The 19524-nt window shown below is 61.7% G+C and carries 14 protein-coding genes and 1 tRNA gene; 9 read left to right on the top strand and 6 right to left on the bottom strand.

The window, feature by feature from the left end; all coding sequences use genetic code 11:
- Window positions 1-408: 408 nt before the first annotated feature.
- Window positions 409-1707: a serine hydrolase domain-containing protein gene (locus AC3A5N_RS01120; protein ID WP_487735468.1), complete on the bottom strand. Its 1299-nt coding sequence runs from the start codon at window positions 1705-1707 to the stop codon at window positions 409-411.
- 260 nt (window positions 1708-1967) lie between these two features.
- Here AC3A5N_RS01120 and AC3A5N_RS01115 point away from each other — a divergent pair, with 260 nt between their 5' ends.
- The 8 genes from AC3A5N_RS01115 (at window position 1968) to AC3A5N_RS01080 (ending at window position 13196) form a co-directional block, all read left to right on the top strand.
- Window positions 1968-2255: a DUF4212 domain-containing protein gene (locus AC3A5N_RS01115; RefSeq protein ID WP_487735467.1), complete on the top strand. Its 288-nt coding sequence runs from the start codon at window positions 1968-1970 to the stop codon at window positions 2253-2255.
- Window positions 2252-4000, top strand: a complete 1749-nt coding sequence (locus AC3A5N_RS01110) for a sodium:solute symporter family protein (RefSeq protein ID WP_487735466.1) — start codon at window positions 2252-2254, stop codon at window positions 3998-4000. Before AC3A5N_RS01115 ends, AC3A5N_RS01110 begins: the two co-directional genes overlap by 4 nt.
- 163 nt (window positions 4001-4163) lie before the next feature.
- Window positions 4164-7166 carry a TonB-dependent receptor gene (locus tag AC3A5N_RS01105; protein WP_487735465.1) on the top strand — a complete coding sequence of 1001 codons (3003 nt, stop codon included), beginning with the start codon at window positions 4164-4166 and terminating at the stop codon, window positions 7164-7166.
- A gap of 106 nt (window positions 7167-7272) precedes the next feature.
- Complete coding sequence (locus tag AC3A5N_RS01100; protein WP_487735464.1) at window positions 7273-8820, top strand: tryptophan halogenase family protein; 1548 nt, start codon at window positions 7273-7275, stop codon at window positions 8818-8820.
- The gene (locus AC3A5N_RS01095; RefSeq protein WP_487735463.1) at window positions 8817-9536 is read left to right on the top strand and encodes a SapC family protein; all 720 of its coding nucleotides are present in this window, start codon (window positions 8817-8819) and stop codon (window positions 9534-9536) included. The genes AC3A5N_RS01100 and AC3A5N_RS01095 overlap by 4 nt, the downstream gene beginning before the upstream one ends.
- Window positions 9529-10560: a cupin-like domain-containing protein gene (locus tag AC3A5N_RS01090; RefSeq protein WP_487735462.1), complete on the top strand. Its 1032-nt coding sequence runs from the start codon at window positions 9529-9531 to the stop codon at window positions 10558-10560. Before AC3A5N_RS01095 ends, AC3A5N_RS01090 begins: the two co-directional genes overlap by 8 nt.
- On the top strand, window positions 10557-12059 hold the full coding sequence (locus tag AC3A5N_RS01085; RefSeq protein ID WP_487735461.1) for a tryptophan halogenase family protein: 1503 nt from the start codon (window positions 10557-10559) through the stop codon (window positions 12057-12059). The genes AC3A5N_RS01090 and AC3A5N_RS01085 overlap by 4 nt, the downstream gene beginning before the upstream one ends.
- Window positions 12060-12092: 33 nt before the next feature.
- Window positions 12093-13196, top strand: a complete 1104-nt coding sequence (locus AC3A5N_RS01080; RefSeq protein ID WP_487736301.1) for a LacI family DNA-binding transcriptional regulator — start codon at window positions 12093-12095, stop codon at window positions 13194-13196.
- A gap of 284 nt (window positions 13197-13480) precedes the next feature.
- Here AC3A5N_RS01080 and AC3A5N_RS01075 read toward each other — a convergent pair whose 3' ends face one another.
- From AC3A5N_RS01075 to AC3A5N_RS01060, 4 genes are all read right to left on the bottom strand, one after another.
- Complete coding sequence (locus AC3A5N_RS01075; protein ID WP_487735460.1) at window positions 13481-13783, bottom strand: hypothetical protein; 303 nt, start codon at window positions 13781-13783, stop codon at window positions 13481-13483.
- Between the two features lie 271 nt (window positions 13784-14054).
- Window positions 14055-14423, bottom strand: a complete 369-nt coding sequence (locus AC3A5N_RS01070; protein WP_487735459.1) for a response regulator — start codon at window positions 14421-14423, stop codon at window positions 14055-14057.
- Entirely contained in the window at window positions 14416-17184 is a 2769-nt protein-coding gene (locus AC3A5N_RS01065; RefSeq protein ID WP_487735458.1) for a PAS domain-containing sensor histidine kinase, read from the bottom strand. The genes AC3A5N_RS01070 and AC3A5N_RS01065 overlap by 8 nt, the downstream gene beginning before the upstream one ends.
- 156 nt (window positions 17185-17340) lie before the next feature.
- Window positions 17341-17796 carry a MarR family winged helix-turn-helix transcriptional regulator gene (locus AC3A5N_RS01060; protein ID WP_487735457.1) on the bottom strand — a complete coding sequence of 152 codons (456 nt, stop codon included), beginning with the start codon at window positions 17794-17796 and terminating at the stop codon, window positions 17341-17343.
- 345 nt (window positions 17797-18141) lie between these two features.
- Here AC3A5N_RS01060 and AC3A5N_RS01055 point away from each other — a divergent pair, with 345 nt between their 5' ends.
- Window positions 18142-18768, top strand: a complete 627-nt coding sequence (locus tag AC3A5N_RS01055) for a S41 family peptidase (protein ID WP_487735456.1) — start codon at window positions 18142-18144, stop codon at window positions 18766-18768.
- Between the two features lie 607 nt (window positions 18769-19375).
- On the opposite strand, the gene AC3A5N_RS01050 is transcribed toward AC3A5N_RS01055, so the two are convergent.
- Window positions 19376-19451, bottom strand: a tRNA-Ser gene (locus AC3A5N_RS01050).
- Between the last annotated feature and the right edge of the window lie 73 nt (window positions 19452-19524).

The raw sequence follows: 19524 nt of genomic DNA, 5'->3' as shown, positions 1-19524 counted from the left end.
GTGAACGAGGGCGCTGGTGGGGAAGAGTTGTTACGCCTCCTTTGCGGATTCATTGCGGAGGCGTGACGCGTGCCAATTTTTGTGCGGGCGGCACGGCAGACCTGCCCGAGGGCACGCCACCTTGGGACCCGGAGCCGCGTTTCGCGGGAGAGCCAACTGCCAGTGGATTGCTGCCTTGGGGGCGGGATCGGACCCGCGAATGTCGGTCGGAAACTGGTGCCTCACCATTTTCTGGCGGCGCTACACCGAATCTCCTGGGATTGAACGGACGGGCAAGGGGAGCTTCCCCCGTTTGCTTTTCGGTTCGGACGAGGCTTGCGATCAGGCCCACTCGAAATCCGCAGGTCCGCTTCCAGTCCCGTCGCGCCTCGACTCGAAAGCCTGTTCGCGTCCCCCCGGCCGTCGCGGTCAGTCGATCGCCTGATAGATCAACGCCCGCAGCTTTCCGTGGTCGTCGATATCGCCGGCCGGCAGCAGCTGGGTCATGTAAGTGACCGTTAGCCTTTCCTCCGGATCAACCCAATATTGGCTGTGATAGGCACCGCCCCAGCCGAACTCGCCCTCGGATCCTGGCTCGCCCGCGGCCCCCAGATCCGTACGGATGGAGAAGCCGAGCCCGAAGCCCATTCCGGGGGTATATTCGATCGGCCCGAGGTGATCCGACACCATCAGCTCGACCGACTTGCGGCTCAGGTAACGCCGCCCGTCGAGTTCGCCGCCCTGTCGCATCATCTCCAGAAAGCGGCTGTAGTCGGCCGCAGTCGACAACAGGCCCGCGCCACCCGAATAGGCGATGCGAGGGCCGTCCAAATAATGTCCCTGCCCGAAATGGCCGCCGGTCGTCCATGCATTCGCATCCACAGCGCGCCTCACGCCGCCTTCCTCACCTTCGTAGACGACCGCGAGCCGGCCAGCTTTCTCGCGCGGCAGATAGAAGGAGGTGTCTTTCATACCGAGCGGCTTGATCAGGCGCTCGTCGAGAAATTCCTGCAGCGATTTGCCGCTGAGCTTTTCGACGATCACGCCTAGAATGTCGGTGTTGTAGCCGTAGACGAACTTCTCGCCGGGCTGCGCCGCCATGGGCAGCGATGCCATGCGGGCGACGGAGCTCGATACAGGTTCGCTGCGGTCCGCAAAGTACCAGCCGAACAGGCCTGCATCGCGCCATGCGTCTTCCGCAGGACCACTGCCATAGGAGATGCCGGCGGTATGGGTGAGCAGATCCCGGATCGTGATGGCCCGATTGGCGGGAACGGTCTGGTAGCCGCCCGCGGGTGTGGCTACTGCCACGGTCGTTTCCTTCCATTCGGGCAGATGCTTGCCGACCGGATCGCCGAGCAGAAGCTTGCCTTCCTCCATCAGCATCATCACCGCGACGCTTGTCAGCGCCTTCGTCTGGGAGGCGATGCGGAAGATCGTGTCCTCCCGCATCGGATCGCGGGCTTCCTTGTCGCGCCATCCCACGGCTTCCGAAAAGACGCGCTTGCCGTCTTGCTGGATCATAACCACCGCGCCGGCCAGCCTGCCCTCGTCGACATAGCGCTGCAACTGCGTGCGCAAAAGGGCGAGCCGCTCGGCCGAGACCGTGAATGCAGCCGGCGCCTCCAGGGTCCTGCCGGGCGTCTGCGCCTGTGCGGGGCCGACGCCGCTGATCAGGGCGGTGGATACCAACAGGCTGGAGGCAATCTTCCCCGCGATCCAATTCATCGGTTCCTCACCTTTCTTCCGTGCGCCCATCGTCATGCGGGCGGTGCGATAGCGAGGTCAAGTGAAAGGAAACGTGCGCTTGACGGCTCCGCCGGCTCGCAGGAGAAGAGAGAGTTCCTGGTGTGCGGCAGGCCAGGACTTGGCCAGACGCGCTCTGCGTTGGACGAGACACGGCGACGAGGGGCTGGGTCCGGAGGCGGGTGAAGACCAGAAGAATTGTTGTCGGCACGAGCGAGCCGTAGGATTAGGGAGGAGAGCCGGTGGCCGAGGACGAAATTGAGGCGCGCGAAGCCGCGGATTCCGACTACTGGCGCGCCAACGTCAGGTTGCTGAGCGTGTTGTTGAGCATATGGTTCATCTGCTCCTTCGGCGCGGGGATCCTTTTCCGCGAGTACCTCGACCGGTTCTCGATCGGCGGCTATCCTCTCGGCTTCTGGTTCGCCCAGCAAGGCTCTATCTACATATTCCTCCTGCTGATCGTGATCTACGTGGTTCTGATGCGGCGGACCGAGCGCAAGTATGGCCTCACCGACGGTGAGCACAAGTGAGTACCCAAACGCTCATCTACGTCTTCGTAGCCGCCAGCTTCGCCCTGTATATCGGCATAGCGATCTGGTCGCGGGCGTCCTCCACCAGTGAGTTCTATGTCGCCGGCGGAGAGGTGAATCCCGTCGTCAACGGCATGGCTACCGCGGCCGACTGGATGAGCGCGGCGAGCTTCATCTCGATGGCCGGGTTGATCGCGTTCCTTGGCTATGACGGCTCCGTCTACCTGATGGGCTGGACCGGCGGGTACGTGCTTCTGGCGCTGCTGCTGGCGCCTTACCTGCGCAAGTTCGGCCAGTTCACGGTGCCGGACTTCATCGGTGCGCGATATTATAGCAAGACGGCGCGGGTCGTAGCCGTGGTCTGCCTGATCTTCATCAGCTTCACGTATATCGCCGGGCAGATGCGCGGAGTGGGTATCGTCTTCTCCAGGTTTCTCGACGTCTCGGTTACCATAGGCGTCATCGCCGGTATGGGCATCGTCTTCATTTATGCAGTGCTGGGCGGGATGAAGGGCATCACCTACACCCAGGTCGCGCAATACTGCGTGCTGATCTTCGCTTATCTGGTGCCAGCGTTTTTCATCAGCTTCATGCTGACCGGCAATCCGGTGCCGCAGCTCGGCCTCGGTTCGCAGCTTAACGACGGGTCCGGCCTCTACGTGCTCCAGAAGCTCGATCTCGTCGTCCAGGATCTTGGCTTCGCAGCCTATACCGCCGGCACCAAGTCGATGATCGACGTATTCTGCATCACCGCTGCGCTGATGATCGGTACGGCCGGGTTGCCGCATGTCATCGTGCGCTTCTTCACCGTCCCGCGCGCCTCCGACGCCCGCAAGTCAGCCGGGTGGGCGCTTCTTTTCATCGCCTTGCTCTATACGACAGCGCCCGCTGTGGGCGCCTTCGCCCGACTGAACTTCACCGAAAGCGTGAACGAGGCCGCCTATGCGGATGCGCCTGGCTGGTTCACCAATTGGGAAGCCAACGACCTGATCGCGTTCCGCGACCGAAATGCGGACGGGGTGATGCAATATCGTGCGGGCAGCGCGTTCGATGGCGCACCGCTTTTCACCGGCGAGAGAGGAGCTTCGGGGGAGCGGCTGGTGATGAATGAGGACGTTCCGGACGGCACCAACGAAGTGTACGTGGATCGGGACATCATGGTGCTCGCCAACCCGGAGATCGCGAGCCTCCCCGGGTGGGTGATCGCGCTGGTCGCGGCCGGCGGTCTGGCGGCCGCATTGTCCACCGCCGCCGGGCTCTTGCTGGTCATTTCGAGTTCGGTCAGCCACGATCTGCTGAAGCAGACGTTCCGGCCGCAGATCACCGAGAAGGGCGAACTGGCCGCGGCCCGGATCGCGGCGACGGCTGCCATCTTGGTGGCCGGGTACCTCGGGGTCTATCCGCCCGGTTGGGTGGCGGAGGTGGTCGCATTCGCGTTCGGGTTGGCCGCCGCTTCGCTGTTCCCGGCAATTTTCCTCGGCATCTTCACACGATGGATGACCCGGGAAGGTGCGATCGCGGGCATGGTGACGGGGCTTGGTTTCACCTTTCTCTACATCGCCTACTTCAAGCTCTGGGAACCGACCGCGAACGTCCAAGAAAATTGGCTGTTCGGCATATCACCCGAAGGGATCGGCGCTGTTGGCATGCTGTTCAATTTCGCTGTGGCGGCCGCGGTTGCCAAAGTTACCGCACGACCCCCAGCCGAGGTCGGCCGCCTCGTTTCGATGATACGAGTGCCGTAGCAGCACCAAGCGTAAATCTTAGCCGCCTCGCGTGACACTTCCCTCATGTTTTGCCCTCTTCGTGAGCATGGCGATGTTGACGAAGTGAACGTTATCAATTAGGTGAACGTTCACATAAGAATTTTGCATGCCGCGAAGCGCATGAAATCGGGAGGAGAATCAGATGAAATTGAAGGGCAACCCGTTTCTCGTCAGGGCGCTGGCGGGGACCTCGTTTGTGGCGCTGAGCGCGTGGGCGCCGGTCGCGCAGGCGCAGGATTCGTCCGCCGACGACTCTGCTCAAGAGGCCGCAGGCGATCCGGGTTCGGCGGACGAGAATGTCATCGTCGTATCGGGCATTCGCGCAAGTCTTCAGAACGCAATGAACATCAAGCGCGACGCGGTCGGCGTGGTGGATGCCATCAGTGCGGAAGATATCGGCAAATTCCCGGATACCAACCTCGCCGAATCGCTCCAGCGGATTACCGGTGTATCAATCGACCGCCAGAGCGGCGAAGGATCGAAGGTAACGGTCCGGGGCTTTGGGCCGGATTTCAACCTCGTTCTTCTCAACGGCCGCCAGATGCCAGCGTCGAGCTTGGGCGACTGCTGTTCGGCTCCCGCGTCGCGCTCCTTCGATTTCGCCAACCTTGCCTCCGAGGGCATTGCCGGCGTCGAAGTCTACAAGTCAGGCCGCGCTTCGCTGCCGACCGGCGGTATCGGCTCGGTCATCAACATCAAGACGCCGCGCCCGCTCGATCGACCGGGTTTTCAGGGCAGCATCGGCGTCAAGGGCGTAATCGACCACACGTTCGAGGACACCGAGATCACGCCCGAGGTTTCGGGCATCATTAGCAAGACATTTGCCAACGATACGATCGGCATTTTGGTCAGTGGTTCTTACCAGCGACGCAAGGCCAGCCTTGCGCAGTTCACGGTTGGTGAGTGGCGCGAAGGGTATCTTGCAACGGAGGGCAACTGGGGCTCACTGGCGATGCCGGGCGACGCCCGGTACGCCAATATCGAGAACCGTCCGGAAGGCGACGATATCTACCAGGTCCCGCAGAACGCGGCCTACGACTTCACCGATATCGATCGTGAACGGATCAACGGTCAGCTTGTGCTGCAATTCCAGCCGTCGGATCAGATTAACGCGACGTTTGACTATACCTTCTCGCAGAACACGCTCGATGCGCGCACCAACAGCATCGGTGTGTGGTTCAATCACGATCAGACAAGCAGCAGTTGGACCGATGGTCCAGTCGCTGGTGCCAACTTCTACGCCGAGACCTTCGCACCTGGGAAGGACCTGGCCATCACGGGTGCGGTCGCGGCAAATCGCAGCATCAATCACTCGATCGGCGGAAACATCGAATGGAACCACCCGAGCGGCATGCGCTGGGTGCTGGATGCGCACCACTCAACCGCAGAATCCAAGCCGACATCTCCCTATGGCAGCAACATCGCAGTGGGGACTTCGATCTTCGGTGTGGAGAGCCAGCGCGTCGATTTCACCAGCGAGATGCCTGTCATCTCGGTCGACATGTATCCGGGCTTCGAGATCGATCGGTCGAATATCCGCCCATCGGGCAATGCCTTCCGTAACGCCTACATGAAGGACCGGATCACCGAGGTATCGCTGAGAGGCGCGTACGACTTCGATGCTAGCTTCATCGAAAGCCTCGATTTCGGCGCGACCTATACCGACAACAAGGTTCGCACTGCCTACGGTTTCCTCCAAAGCGACAGTTGGGGCGGCACGTTGAGCGCGGAAGAGACACCGGATGATTTCTTCACGCCCAGGGATCTTCGCACCGATCTCGATGGCATGGATGGTTCACAGGACCCGAACATCATCCCGACCTATTTTCGGATTGCCACGGAAGACTTGATCCAACTCCTTGAATCGGAAATTGGAATCTGTTCCGCGCCATGGTCCGGCACGCCCACAGGCGAAGGCTGTCTGGCTGAATATACCGTCGACCGTCGCCTTCGTGAAAAGACTATCGCGCCGTTCGTGCAGTCGCTTCACTCATTCGACATCCTTGCCGACGAGGCTCACCTGCGTCTTGGCCTGCGGTACGAAGTGACAGATGTTTCTTCTACAGCGCTAGTTCCGGTTCCGGTCGGCACGGTGCAGGTCGCCGACAATGAAATCGCGATCCAGAACAGCGATGCTTCGATATTTACCACCTTGACAAGCAGCTATGATAATTGGCTCCCGGCGATCGACTTTGATATCACGCCGATCGAGAACGTCGTTCTACGCGCCTCATACAGTCACACGATCACCCGGCCGGACTACGGCCGACTGAACGGGGGTTTGACCGTCAATTCCCCTGCTCGTCCGAATGGCGGCAGCACGGGGGGCAGCGGCAATCCCGATCTTATCCCATACAAGTCGAAAAACTTCGATGTGTCTGCCGAATGGTACTACGGGCCCGCAAGCTATATTTCGGTCGGCTATTTCCGTAAGAATGTCAGTAATTTCATAGCAAATGTAACGACACAGGAGCCTGTGTTCGATTTGCCCAATCCGTCCCAGGGCGCAGCGATGGAGGCGGCCCGGGCTGCACTCGGCGCCAACGCGACCTTTGCCGAGATTCTCGATTACGTGGCGACCAACAGTCCGGACCTCGTCACCCGGAACGACGAGGGCGACCCGGTGGGCATTATTGGGCAGCCTGGCGATCCCTCCCTGGTTTTCACGCTCACGCGGCCTTTCAACAGCGACCAGTCGGCGACGCTGGATGGGTTCGAGTTCGCCATCCAGCATGACTTCTGGAACACCGGTTTCGGGGCGATACTCAACTACACGATCGTGAATAGTGACACCCATTTCGACAACACCTTGCGTTATACGGAAGAGCAGTTTGCCGTGACCGGTGTTTCCGACAGCGCCAATGCCGTTCTATTCTACGACCGGGGCGGTCTGCAGGCGCGTGTCGCTTATAACTGGCGCGATGAGTTTTTGACCAACTACGGGTTCGATCCGTTTTACATTGAGGCCTACGGTCAAGTCGATGCAAGCGCGAGCTACGAATTCGCAAATGGGCTCACCATCTTCGGCGAGGCCATCAACCTCCTGAGCGAAGGCCGCCGTGGTCATCGTAGGTCTGATCAGGCGGTGTATTTCGCGGCCCCGGGCTACGCTCGGTACGCAGCCGGCGTGCGCTTTACCTGGTGAGTGGTGGGGGGCGTTCCCGCCCCCATCGGCTTGCAAGAGAGTCGCACTGCCTTCGCGCAGTGCGACTCTTTGTCTCCGATGAGGTCCGGGGCTATGGGATGAGCGTATGCACGGCGACTTTGCGAGACTGGTGATCGTAGGCGGGGGAACTGCTGGCTGGCTCAGCGCAGCCTACCTCGCCGCGCGCTGCCCTGAACTCGACGTCACGATCGTCGAGGCGCCCGACATTCCCACGATCGGCGTGGGCGAGGGAAGCTGGCCGACCCTGCGCAAGACACTTGCCACCATCGGCATTGGCGAAGTCGAGTTCCTGACTGCCTGCGATGCTTCGTTCAAACAGGGGTCACGCTTCGATGGCTGGGTCAGCGGCGGACCTGGTGACAGCTATTACCACCCATTCACGGCACCCATTGCCGGGGACATGGCTGAGCTTCTGGCCGCATGGAAGGAAAGGGGAGACGATCTGCCCTTTTCCTATGCCATGAACCCGCAAGCCTCGATCTGTGATCGCAACCTTGCACCGCGGCAGCGCGCCATGCCCGACTTTGCCGGTGCGTTGAACTACGGCTACCACCTAGATGCCGGGAAGCTGGCCGTGCTTCTCGCACGCCATGCCGTCCGGAAACTTGGCGTCACCCACGTCCGCGATACGGTGATGGACGTCGAAACCGGCGAGGATGGGCTCATCACCGCGCTCCGCCTTCGGGAGGGAGAGTCGCTCCGGGGCGATTTCTTCATCGATTGCACCGGCATGGCCGCGCGGCTGATCGGCCAAGAGATCGGTGTCGAATGGGTCGATCGTTCGGATGTCTCCTTCAATGACCGCGCTCTGGCGGCTCAAGTGCCGACATTGCCCGACAGCCCGATTGCCTCGCAGACGGTGGCGACTGCTCACAAGGCAGGATGGTTGTGGGATATCGCGCTGCCGTCGCGCCGGGGCATTGGTTGTGTCTATTCCTCACGCTTCATGGACGACGACGCGGCAGCCAAAGTGCTTGCTGAATATATCGCGGCCAATGTTCCCGGAGTGGACTCTGCATCGCTTACCCCGCGCAGACTCCAGTTCGCCACAGGCCATCGCGCGGAATTCTGGCGGGGGAACTGCCTGGCCGTGGGTCTGTCCGCCGGATTCATCGAACCGCTCGAAGCCTCTGCCATCGTGCTGATCGAATTGTCACTCAAGGCCTTGGCCGACAATTTCCCGCGCAGCCGCGAAGCCCTGATTCTGCACGCAGCACGGTTCAATTCGCTCTTCCGCTATCGCTGGGACCGGACGGTCGACTTTCTCAAACTTCACTACGTGCTGAGCGCCCGCACGGAACCTTACTGGCTGGCACAGCGCGACCCCGCGACAATCCCGCAGTCGCTGGCCGACCAGCTCGTCTTGTGGCGTGACCACCCTCCTTCGGAGGCGGACTTCCCCCAGATCAACGAGATTTTCTCCGCCGCCAGCCAGCAGTACGTGCTCTACGGCATGGGATCCATCCTCCCCGCCGATTCCGAGTTCCCTGCGGGTGATGAGGCGAGAAGCAAGCTGGTCGAGGTTCGTGAACGAGAGCGAGCGCTAGCGTCTGCGCTGCCGACAAATCGCGCTTATTTCGATGCTCTCGCCGGAGAGCCTGCAAGGGCACAAGGAGAGATCGCCTCCCAATGAGCAAACACGAGATACTCAACACCAAAGATCACGCCGACTTACGCGTCCACACCGGCGCGGGTGCGGAACTGGGCGATGCGGTCATGGCCGCGCTGGCGGTGCCCGATGAGTTTCGCAAGGTGCAGGCACACTATCCGATCGTCTTCCGCCGCGAGGCCGATGGCGGGCGCTTTTCGGCACTCGCTTTGTTCGGCCTCGAGAGTGGTGAGAACCTCTTCCTCGCGGACGGTGAGTGGGAGGCGCACTATCGGCCGCTCTCGATGGCTATCCAACCGTTCCTTGTGGGGCTTTCACGCGATGGCGAAGGCGCGGGACAAGTGCATGTTGATATGGGGCACCCGCGCGTTTCGGTCAGCGGCGAAGGGATCCGGGTCTTCGATGAAGCCGGTCGCGCGACACCATTTCTGGAAACGATCACCGAGAAACTCGGCGCGTTGCATGCCGGTTATCAGGAAAGTGGCGCCTTTTACGACACCCTTGCGCGTCACGATCTGCTCGAGCCGTTCACCCTCGAGGTGTCGCTTAGCGACGGGTCGAATCAATCGCTGATTGGCTTCCACATCATCGACGAAGATAAATTGCGCGCCCTAGACGCCGATGCGCTCGGCTCGCTGCATGAGGATGGCTATCTCATGCCCATCTTCATGGCGCTTGCCTCGCTGTCCAATTTTTCTGAGCTGATCGCCCGCAAGGATGCGAAGCAGGCGCGTGGCTGAGCCCGACTCTTCAATTTTCACGGGCATCGAGCAAGTCCCGGAGCGCGAGGCGAGCGATAGTGCCGCGCTTTCTTCGATACTTGATGAAACCGGTTCTCCATTCGTGGTGCGCGGACTGGTATCGGATTGGCCACTGGTCAAGGCGGGGCTCCAATCCGGACGCGCCGCCCGCCGTTACCTGTTGGATCGTGCCCGTTCGGTCCCTTTCACGGTGACCATCGGTCAGCCGGGCGGCGGCGGACGACTGTTCTACAACGACGACTTCGGGATGAACTTCCGCACCGCACGCGGGAAGCTGACTGACATCTTTCGCGGCTTTGATGACAACGAAGGGCGCACGGAAGCACCCGCGATCTACCTCGCCTCTGTTGACATGAAGCTGTTCTTCGACGGGCTGGTCGAAGAAAATATCTCGCCGGTCGCGGACCGGGGACCGCTCCAAAGCATCTGGATCGGTAGCGACACCTGCGTGGCGGCTCACAACGACTTCCCTCGCAATTTGGCTTGCTGTGTGGTTGGCCGACGACGCTTCACTATCTTCCCACCCGAGCAGTTCGCGAATCTCTACATCGGCCCGCTCGAGAACACGCCGGCCGGTCGTGCAGTGAGCCTGGTCGATTTCCACGCGCCCGACTTCGATGCCTTCCCGCGTTTCGCCGAGGCGTTGAAGCATGCGAAAGTGGTCGAACTGGAGCCGGGGGACGCGGTCTACATTCCCTCAATGTGGTGGCACCATGTCGAAGGACTCGACCCTTTCAATGTGCTTGTAAACTACTGGTGGCGCGACACGCCGAGCTTTCTCGGCCAGCCTCAAGACGCGCTCAATCACGCTATCCTCGCGCTGCGCGACTTGCCACAACCCGAACGTGCATTCTGGCGCGATCTGTTCGACCATTACGTCTTTGAAAATCCGCCGGAGGTGACCGACCATATCCCACCAGAGGCCCGAGGCATCCTTGCCCCGCTGACCGCCGAGACCGCAGGCAGGATAAAGACTTACCTGCTCAGGACACTGAACAAATGAGAAGCGACTTCACACCTATGCGGATCGTCGTCGCCGGTGGAGGCACTGCAGGCTGGATGGCTGCCGCGGCGCTGGCGCATACGATGGGCGAGGCGATCGAACTGACGTTGGTCGAAAGCGACGCCATTGGCACCGTCGGCGTGGGGGAGGCGACGATCCCGCCATTGATCCTGTTCAATCGCTTGATCGGCGTAATTGAAGCAGATTTCATGCGTGAGACGCAGGCGACCTTCAAGCTGGGCGTCGAATTCGAGAACTGGAGGCGTGACGGAGAGAAATATCTTCATGCCTTCGGGACCACGGGCCGCGATCATTGGGCTGCGGGATTCCAGCACTTCTGGGCCGAAGGGTGCGAGCGGGGCTACGCGGAGAGCTACGGCGACTACTGCCGGGAATTTGTTGCCGCCTATGCGCGCAAATTCACACATCTTCCCAAGAACGGCCTGAGCTATGCTTACCACCTTAACGCAACTGCCTATGCTGCCTTTCTCCGCCGTATTGCCGAGAAAGCCGGTGCAAAACGCGTCGAGGGCAAGATCGAGCAGGTCCACCTCGATCGCGACAGCGGCAACATCGCCGCGTTGAGTCTGGAGGATGATCAGAGGCTCGAAGGTGACCTGTTCATTGACTGCACGGGCTTTCGCGCGCTGCTCATCGAAGGCGCGCTGCACGTCGGTTATGACGATTGGTCTCACTATCTGCCGTGCGATCGTGCGATCGCGGTGCAAACGGAGCTTTCCGGACCACCGGTACCCTATACCCGCGCCATTGCGCACGATGCAGGCTGGCAGTGGCGGATTCCCCTGCAGCACCGTGGCGGGAACGGCATCGTCTACTGCAGCCGCTACCTGTCGCCAGACGCGGCGCGCGAACGACTCATGTCAACGCTCGAAGGCACGCCTATCAGCGAACCGCGTGCGATACCTTTCACCGCTGGCGTCCGGCGCAAGCAATGGCATCGCAACTGCGTTGCCATTGGCCTAGCCAGCGGATTCCTCGAGCCGCTTGAATCTACGAGCATCCACTTGATCCAGCGCGCGGTCGTGCGGCTGATACGGATGATGCCGGCGGGCCGGGTAAGCGAACGGGATATTGCCGAGTTCAACGACCAGCAACTTGCTGATGTGATCCAGGTGCGCGATTTCCTGATCCTGCACTACAAGGCCACCGACCGGCGCGAAAGCGCGTTCTGGCGGCAGTGCGCCATGATGGAAATCCCCGATACGCTGCGCCAGAAGATCGAACTGTTCCGGGAAACGGGCCGCGTATTCCGAAAGAATGAGGAGATATTCGCCGAGAACAGCTGGGTGCAGGTCATGCTTGGCCAAGGCATCAGGCCGCAAAATCATCATCCGATCGCGAAGAAAATGAGTGACGCGGAACTGTCACGATTTCTTTCTTCATTGCGGGAAAACGTCAACAAAACAGTGAAGACCTTTCCTAAGCACGAAGACTATGTGGCACAGTTCTGCAGAGCAGAAGAGGCCACAGTTGCCTGATCCACTCTTGGCAGGTGAATGACGGGGACGCTAATGGCAGTGGGTAATCGGGGTTCAGTACCAACGGGTAGGCGCCGCCAAACGGTCACCATCAAACACGTGGCAGCCGATGCGGGAGTGTCGCTGCAGACCGTGAGCCGCGTCATCAACAACGGCCCCAATGTCCGTCCAGCCATGAAGGAACGGGTCCAGGCAAGTATCGATAAGCTCGGTTACGTACCATCAATAGCAGCGCAGCGGATGAGTGGGTCGCGTTCCTACTTGATCCTTGCCATCAACGACCGCGACCGCACGATAGCCGACTGGCGCGCGCGCGAGGGACGCGACTGGGTCGATCAGATGCTCTTGGGGGGAATGCTGACCGCGGCCGAGCGCGGTTATCGCATGATCTTTGAATTGGTCGATACCCATAGCGACCATGTCGAACGAGAGTTGGGCGCGGCAATCGCAGCTTTGCGGCCCGATGGGGTAATCGTGACGCCGCCGCATTCGGAGAACCTGCAGATCACCGGTCTGTTGGCGGAAAGCGGCATTCCCTTCGCTCGTATCGGTTCGAAAGAGAAAGGCCCGGGCATAGCGATTACGATGGGCGACGAGTACCTCGCCGCGCTGGCGACCGACCATCTTCTCAGATTGGGCCACAGGCGCATCGGGTTCATTGCCGGGCCCGATGAGTATAGCTTGGCAGGCTGGCGCATCGACGGATGGTGCGAAGCGATGGAGCGCGCCGGCCTTTCCGTGGATGGCTTGTGCGAGAAAGGCGATTTTAGCTTTGAAAGCGGAATTACCGCGGCCAACTCGCTGCTTGATCGCCGGGATCATCCGACCGCCATCATTGCCAGCAACGACCAGATGGCGCTGGCCACACTACAGGTTGCACGCGAGCGAGGCCTAGCCGTACCTGAGGACTTGTCGCTGATCAGCTTCGACAACTCGCCGGTAGTGCGCTTCACCGATCCGCCGCTGACCGCAATCGAACAGCCGATCGCGGCGACCGTCAGCCGTGCTGTGGAAATGTTGATCGACGCCCGCACCCACGCTCCACCATCCGAGCCCTTGCAGATGGAAGGAGAGCTTGTAGTGCGCCGCTCGACCGGTCCGGCGGGTGCGGACAAATCGATAGGGACTCGCCGGTAGCCTCGATGCCTTGGCGCCGCGCGAGAAGTCGTAGTTTTTCCCCTTCCTCACAATACTGCTCCTCGCTTTAGCGCCGCTGCCCCGTTCCGATGCCTTGCTTCAAGAATGCGAAGACCGCGCCCGCCACAGCGCTGTGCTGAAAGCTGCGTAAAATCTGGCAGCCGTCACTTGCTACGATACGGCAAGCGAACCTGCCATCCTGTCACGCGAACTGGCCGGTGCCGTGGGCGCTGCATGCAGCAACCTCATCCTACTGCCGGTGGATTACGATCATCCCGATGGTCTCATTCAGGTAGTGGAGGATAGCTTGAACACGGTACTTTGGTCGCGGTGGTTGCGGCGCGTGCGAAGTTCACGCCCGGCTCGAGGATGTTGAGCGCGCGGCCGAGATCCGGGTAGCCGCTCTCCAGGACCTCTCCGCCTCCCAAAACGTCCACGGGTGCCGACAATTCCAGCGCCGCTCGCCCCTCCGTACGCGTGCCGGTCACGACAATTTCGCTGTCGCTCATCGGGGCAGGATGCGCGTCCTGCGCGTGTGCTTCGAATGCCGGAAGAGCGGCGGTGGTGAGCAGCACTTCGCGAATCATGAATGCTCCCGATGTGCTATGTCGGAGGCGCCGGTAGCTGCGGCCATGCCGGCAACGGTATCGCTGTCTCGGAAACAGGTGTTGGGTGAGGGACAACGGGGCAGGTCTTGGCTGTCAGATCAGTTAAACGTCCATTCCGGGTCATGCGGCTCGAGCCCGGTCCGAGGCGCCGGAGAGGCACCCTTAGCCGGGCCGCATCATGCGAACGCCCGATTCGCACTCGTCCATTCGGCAGACACTGCGCGCACGCGGCAGGGGTTCGACGCGATATTCAGTCGCTCGGCGACAGCACGCGCTCGATCGCCTTGCGAAGTTCCGAAGGCGCGAGCGGCTTCGTGAGCACGGGCCGGTCTTGTAGGTCCTCGGGCACACCTGCGCTGCCGTAGCCGGTGCAGAAAGCGAACGGGATCGGGTGTCTGGCCAATCCGCGCGCGAAGTCGATTGTCGTCTCGGCAGAGAGATTTACGTCCAGCAGCGCGAGATCGACATCAGTTGTCCGGACGGCGTGCTCGGCTCCGGCCACGGTGGCCACCGACGCCGCGATCTCACAGCCGAGTTCCTCGAGCATTTCCTCCAGCATCATGGCGACAATCGCCTCGTCTTCGACGATCAGAACGCGAACTCCGGTAAAATCAGGCATCCGCCGCCAACACCCCGAGCTGGACTTCGATCCGGCACTCAACGCCGCTTTCCGCAAATTGCAGATTTAGCCGCCCGCCCAAGTCGCGCTGGATGCAGCGCTCGATAAGCCGCGTACCGAAGCCCTGCTGAGCCGGCGCACGTACCGGTGGGCCTCCGCGCTCCGACCAGGTCAGTTCGAGCGCGCCGTCCGCGTCATCCGACAGTTCCCAGTCGACCGAAAGGGTGCCGGCGGGCCTGCTGAGCGCGCCGTACTTCGCCGCGTTCGTCGCGAGTTCGCTCAGCACCATGGTCATCGAGAGCGCCGTGCGAGGGTCGAGCTCCACGTGCGGCCCGTTCATCCGCAGGCGTCCGCGATCGCCGCTGTATGGTGCGACTATATCGTCGAGCAGCTTCTCGAGAGGCGCACTTGTCCAGCTACGTGCCGTCAGGAGATCGTGCGCTCTCGCCAGAGCCAGAAGCCGCGCCTCGAAGGTCTCGCCGAACCCGTGCAGGTCCCGCGCATGCCGGGAGGTCTGCCGGGCCAGCGACTGCACTGTCGCCAGCGTGTTTTTAACCCGATGGTTGAGTTCGTCGATCAGAACCTTCTGCCGCGTTTCGGCAGCCTTGCGGTCGCTGATGTCGACCAGCATGTTGACTGCGCCGATGAGCTGGCCTTCGGCGTTTCGCAGCGGCGTCGGGTAGGGGATGAAGGGCGTTCTGCTTCCGTCGGGTCGCTCGGCTATCGCCTCCTCGCCGCGAACCGCCCGGTCTTCTCGCAAGGCCACGGCCATCGGGCATTCGTGATGGGGCAGAGGCGTCCCGTCCGGCCAAAAAAGCTTCCAGGTTACGCACCATTCGTCGACGCCCAGTTCGGGCTCGCGGCCCGCGAGGTCAGCGGCCGCCTGATTATAGAAGGTTATCCTGCCTTCTGCGTCGGTCGTATAGATCGCCGCCGGCAGTGCTTGCAGCAAATCGCTCAAGCGACGCTCGTTCGCCCGGATCTCCTCCTGCATGCGCTTGCGCTCGGTCACGTCCTGCATGATCCGCACGCCAAAGCGGAAGCGCCCCTGCGCATCACGGACCGACGAGCTTGCAACCTCCAGATGGACCATCGAGCCATCGCCCCGAATGGCGCGCTTCTCGCTCGAATAGCTGTCGATCTCGCCGCGAACCTGGCTCTGATACTGCTCGGCTTCGCGAGCGCGGTCCTCCGGGTGCGTGATTTCCACCAAACTCGAAGAGAGCACTTCGTCGCGCGAGCGACCGAGAATGCTGCACAAGGCGTCGTTCACACGAATGTAGCGGCCCTGCTCGTCGACCTCCGCTATTCCCACGGGGGCGGCCTCGTGGGTCGCGGCGAGGCGCTCGTCGCTCTCGCGTTGCGCCTGCTCAGCCTTGCGCCAGTCGGTCACGTCGATTGTGAAGCAGCGGGTGTTCACAAACTCCCCGTCCTCAATACGGCTGTTGGAGGTGATCAGCACCTCACGAATGGAGCCGTCCTTGGCGCGCAACCGGGCGGGATGGCGGTCGAGTTGGTCGCCGCGCGACAGGCGATGAAGAATGTCGTCGATTACGGGAGCATCGGCATGGAAGTCCGTGATCGATCGTCCGATGTACTCATCGGCGGAGTAGCCGAGCAAATCGAGTTCTGCGCGGTTGGCGCGCAGGATCGTGCCGTCACCGCTGACGATGTGCAGGCCGACGGCACCATTGTCGAAGAAATCCTCGAGGTCGCGGTTCCTGCGCACGAGCTCTTCCTCGAGCGCCTTGCGCTCCGAGATGTCCTGGATGCAGTTGATGGCCCCTTGAACTTCGCCGTCCGGACCGCGTAGCGCCCGAATGTTCACCAGCGCCGTGATCTTCGTGCCGTCGGGCCGCTCGATCACGACTTCGCCATTGCGCGTTTCCTTGCCCGCCTCGACAGCGACTGCCATCGGGCAGTCTTCGGGCGCAAGCGGCGTTCCATCGGCTAGATAGAGCTTGTACGATCCGCAGAACCGTTCCTGCCGGTCCAGCGCGGGCTTGCGGCCCCACAGCGTCTCCGCTTCCAGATTGTGACGCGTGAGGTAACCTTCGGCATCGCAGAGATAGACCGCACCCGGCAGTGCCTCCAGAACGCTCGGCGCGGCCGCCATAAGCGCCTCGTACTCACTCAATTGACTTGGTGGGGAGAGAATCCGATTAGTGGCCATGCCCCTCAACTGCTCGCACCCATACAGAGTCCCCCGAGGGAAAGTTCGCCCGGCCGCAGGGCGGCCGTGAAACGCTTTCCAGATGCGAATAAACTCTGGAGGAGAACTTCCGTTCCGTCGATGATGCGCGACCGTCGTGACGAACGATTGAAAGCAAGCGTTCGCTGGGAGCCGCTTGCTGCGGTGCAGTTCCCACCGTGAACGGTCAACCATGGCGCCGTTACGAGGCAAGCCAGTTTTGGTTGCTTTGTGCGGTGGCTCCAAGGGCTTCTTCACCTTCACTTGCAGTTTCGAAATTTCGGTGGAGTGGCTGCGCTCAAGCCCACGCCGCGCGCGTTCGGGTTCCGACAGGCGCTTGGCTGGGGCCTCGCGCTCGTTTGTGTGGCGCTGTTCGGCCTCGCTTTGGCTTCGGCGGTACTGTCCGTTTCTTCGGCCGGGAGGGCGGGTTGCGCGCTGGCTTGTCCACCCGCTCTGGGCGCGGGGGAACGCTTTCTCGCAGGTTTGTTCTTCGGTAGAGCGGCGATCTGCTCGCTCAGTGCCGCACAGCCGGCGTATCACCACGCCCGGCTGGCTGAGCGGCTCGCGCATCAGTTCGGGGTCTTCGACCTTCTCGGCAATGCCGCGAGCGAAGAGGTCGTGATCGCTTTCCCATGCCCTCAACGCCGCCTTCTGGCTCGGCGCGGCGACGCGTCGCCTGCTCTATCGTTTTGCTTTTGCAAGCGGGTTCGACAGTCTCTGTAGCTTTTACGTTCCGTCGGTGTCCGAAGCGGCCTCAGCGAGACGCTCCTTGAACGGCTTGGAATCCAACGCTTCGAGCGCTTGCCGCAGGAGTGGCTCGAGCGCGCAAGGCAGCTCGGCGTCGAGAGATGCTGCGGCCGCTGCGGTGATCGCCCACCGCTTACGAAGAGCGGGTTCCAATTTGCGCGTCTTGGCGGATGGATGGACCACACGCTCTCGGCGGTCATGGCCGGGTTGCAGTTCGACCCAGCCTTCCCGCTGAAGCTGTGACACCGTCTGGCTCAAGGCAGAATGGCTGACGGCGGCATGCCGGGCGATGTCCCTGATCGGCATTGGTCCTGCGTCCAAGAGCAGCCTGATGACGGGCGTGTAGCGCGGCCGGAAGTCGAGGCCGGCCTCACGATAGGCACTTTCCACCGCACCATCGAGCGCGTCGATGAGGCGGCGAAGCAGGGTACCCAAAGTAGCTTGATGTCTCTGCATATGCGTGCTTATACATAAGTCCTTATGTAAAACAAGGATAGACCGATGCTAGTTCCTATTCTTGCGCTCGCAGCCGCAGGCGCCTGTCCCCAGCAGGCGGCCGCCTTGGAGGCCGCAGCGAGCGCCATCGAAACGCGGTACTTCGAAGAGGACATGGCGAGCCGGATTGCGCGCCGTCTGCAGGAGGAGGCAGCGGAAGCTCGGCAGCGGACATGTTTGGAGGAGGCTGCCTTCGTCGCCGAAACGAACCTCCTCCTCGACAGCTACGATCCGCACTTCATGTTCGAGCGGCCGGGGAGCGACGCTGGAGCAGAGGATTGGCTCATGGCATGGCGTTCGGAAAGCGCGAACGTCAACGCCGGCGTTCGCGAGGCCAAGGTGCTCGAGGGTAATGTCGGTTATCTGCGGATCTCAAGTTTCTATCCCTGGGATCTCGCCAAGCCGAAATTGGAGGCTGCTGCGTCGCTTTTGTCGGACGCCAACAGCCTCATCATCGATCTCCGGGGGAATGGCGGGGGCGACGCGCGTACCGCACAGCACATGGTTCGCGCCCTGGCGCCCATGACAGAGGCGGTGCAGACGATTGAGCGGCGTCGCGGAACGTCAAGCGAAAGTCTGCCGGCGCTCGAGTTGCCCCTTGGCGGGACTGCGCGACCCGTTGCCATTCTCATCGACAGGAGATCCGGGTCTGCTTCCGAGTTCGTCGCTTATTCGCTCCAAGCGCTCGGGCGTGCCCTTATTGTCGGTTCTCGCAGCGGCGGTGTCGCCAATCTGATTGGCGAACCTGTCGACCTTGGCGAGAGGTATGCGATCTCGATACCGGACGCGCGGCCGGTCAACCTGACGACCGGTGCCAACTGGGAAGGCTCGGGGGTTCGTCCCGACCTTCCGGGAGGCGACGATCCGCTCTATCTCGCGCGGCGGGCACTGGAGGATCGGCTGTCGCCTTGACGAGCGGTCTCGCATGGCTCTTCGCCGTCCCGGGCTGCGCGCAAATTCGAGTGCTCCTCGCGAACGGCTGGCGCGCGGAGATGCGCTGGAGTCCGGAGCCCGCTCAAGGCTGCATCGCATCATCGCACGACTGGCGGCAACGAGCGCCTAAATGCAGCTGTGAGTGAATCGCGCCGCCGCTGAGACGCCGCCAATCTTCAGGTGCGGTAGCCGCCCTGACGCTCCAGCATCCATCCCGGGTACTCCGCCGGAAGACGGCAAGTTCGTCCAGTGGCGAGGTCATCCGCCTACAGCCGAACTTTCGTTGCGCCGATATTGTCGGCCAGTTGATCCACGCTTGCCTCCGTCGGCTTCACAGATGCGGCCCGAATTCGACTTTCCAACATTGTGACCACGCCCCCTGTCGCGGCAGTCAGCGCAGCCCCCCGGCTAACTGCTTGCGATCGCTCGTAAGTTCTCAAGGAACCTCAGATTCAGCGTTCGGCTATCGGAGAGTCGATGAATTCGGCGCCACCAGAAGACGTGGCCCCTAAGGTAGAGATGCTGGAACGACATGCGCGACCTTTTCCGGTCAGCGCGCTGGCACACCCTGCACTTAGATCAGCGTTGGCTGGGGCGGCAGGATTCGAACCTGCGAATGCCGGTACCAAAAACCGACTACTCACCATTCCGGCGACGCCACAGCGTTCCCGAGATCCGCAGAACTCTGCGGATTTTTGCCCTATAGCTAATGTCGCTCTCACGCCACAACCAAAA

The sequence above is a fragment of the Pelagerythrobacter sp. Soil_C_18 genome (assembly GCF_057657235.1).
This window is presented reverse-complemented; position numbering and strand designations above follow the sequence as displayed.

Bases quoted from the DNA above. Each gene is read 5' to 3' on its own strand.
- AC3A5N_RS01095 (WP_487735463.1), top strand. From the start codon at position 8,817: ATGAGCAAACACGAGATACTCAACACCAAAGATCACGCCGACTTACGC.
- AC3A5N_RS01100 (WP_487735464.1), top strand. From the start codon at position 7,273: ATGCACGGCGACTTTGCGAGACTGGTGATCGTAGGCGGGGGAACTGCT.
- AC3A5N_RS01070 (WP_487735459.1), bottom strand. From the start codon at position 14,423: ATGCCTGATTTTACCGGAGTTCGCGTTCTGATCGTCGAAGACGAGGCG.
- AC3A5N_RS01105 (WP_487735465.1), top strand. From the start codon at position 4,164: ATGAAATTGAAGGGCAACCCGTTTCTCGTCAGGGCGCTGGCGGGGACC.
- AC3A5N_RS01120 (WP_487735468.1), bottom strand. From the start codon at position 1,707: ATGAATTGGATCGCGGGGAAGATTGCCTCCAGCCTGTTGGTATCCACC.
- AC3A5N_RS01085 (WP_487735461.1), top strand. From the start codon at position 10,557: ATGAGAAGCGACTTCACACCTATGCGGATCGTCGTCGCCGGTGGAGGC.
- AC3A5N_RS01080 (WP_487736301.1), top strand. From the start codon at position 12,093: ATGGCAGTGGGTAATCGGGGTTCAGTACCAACGGGTAGGCGCCGCCAA.
- AC3A5N_RS01075 (WP_487735460.1), bottom strand. From the start codon at position 13,783: ATGATTCGCGAAGTGCTGCTCACCACCGCCGCTCTTCCGGCATTCGAA.
- AC3A5N_RS01055 (WP_487735456.1), top strand. From the start codon at position 18,142: ATGGCATGGCGTTCGGAAAGCGCGAACGTCAACGCCGGCGTTCGCGAG.
- AC3A5N_RS01065 (WP_487735458.1), bottom strand. From the start codon at position 17,184: ATGCGCGAGCCGCTCAGCCAGCCGGGCGTGGTGATACGCCGGCTGTGC.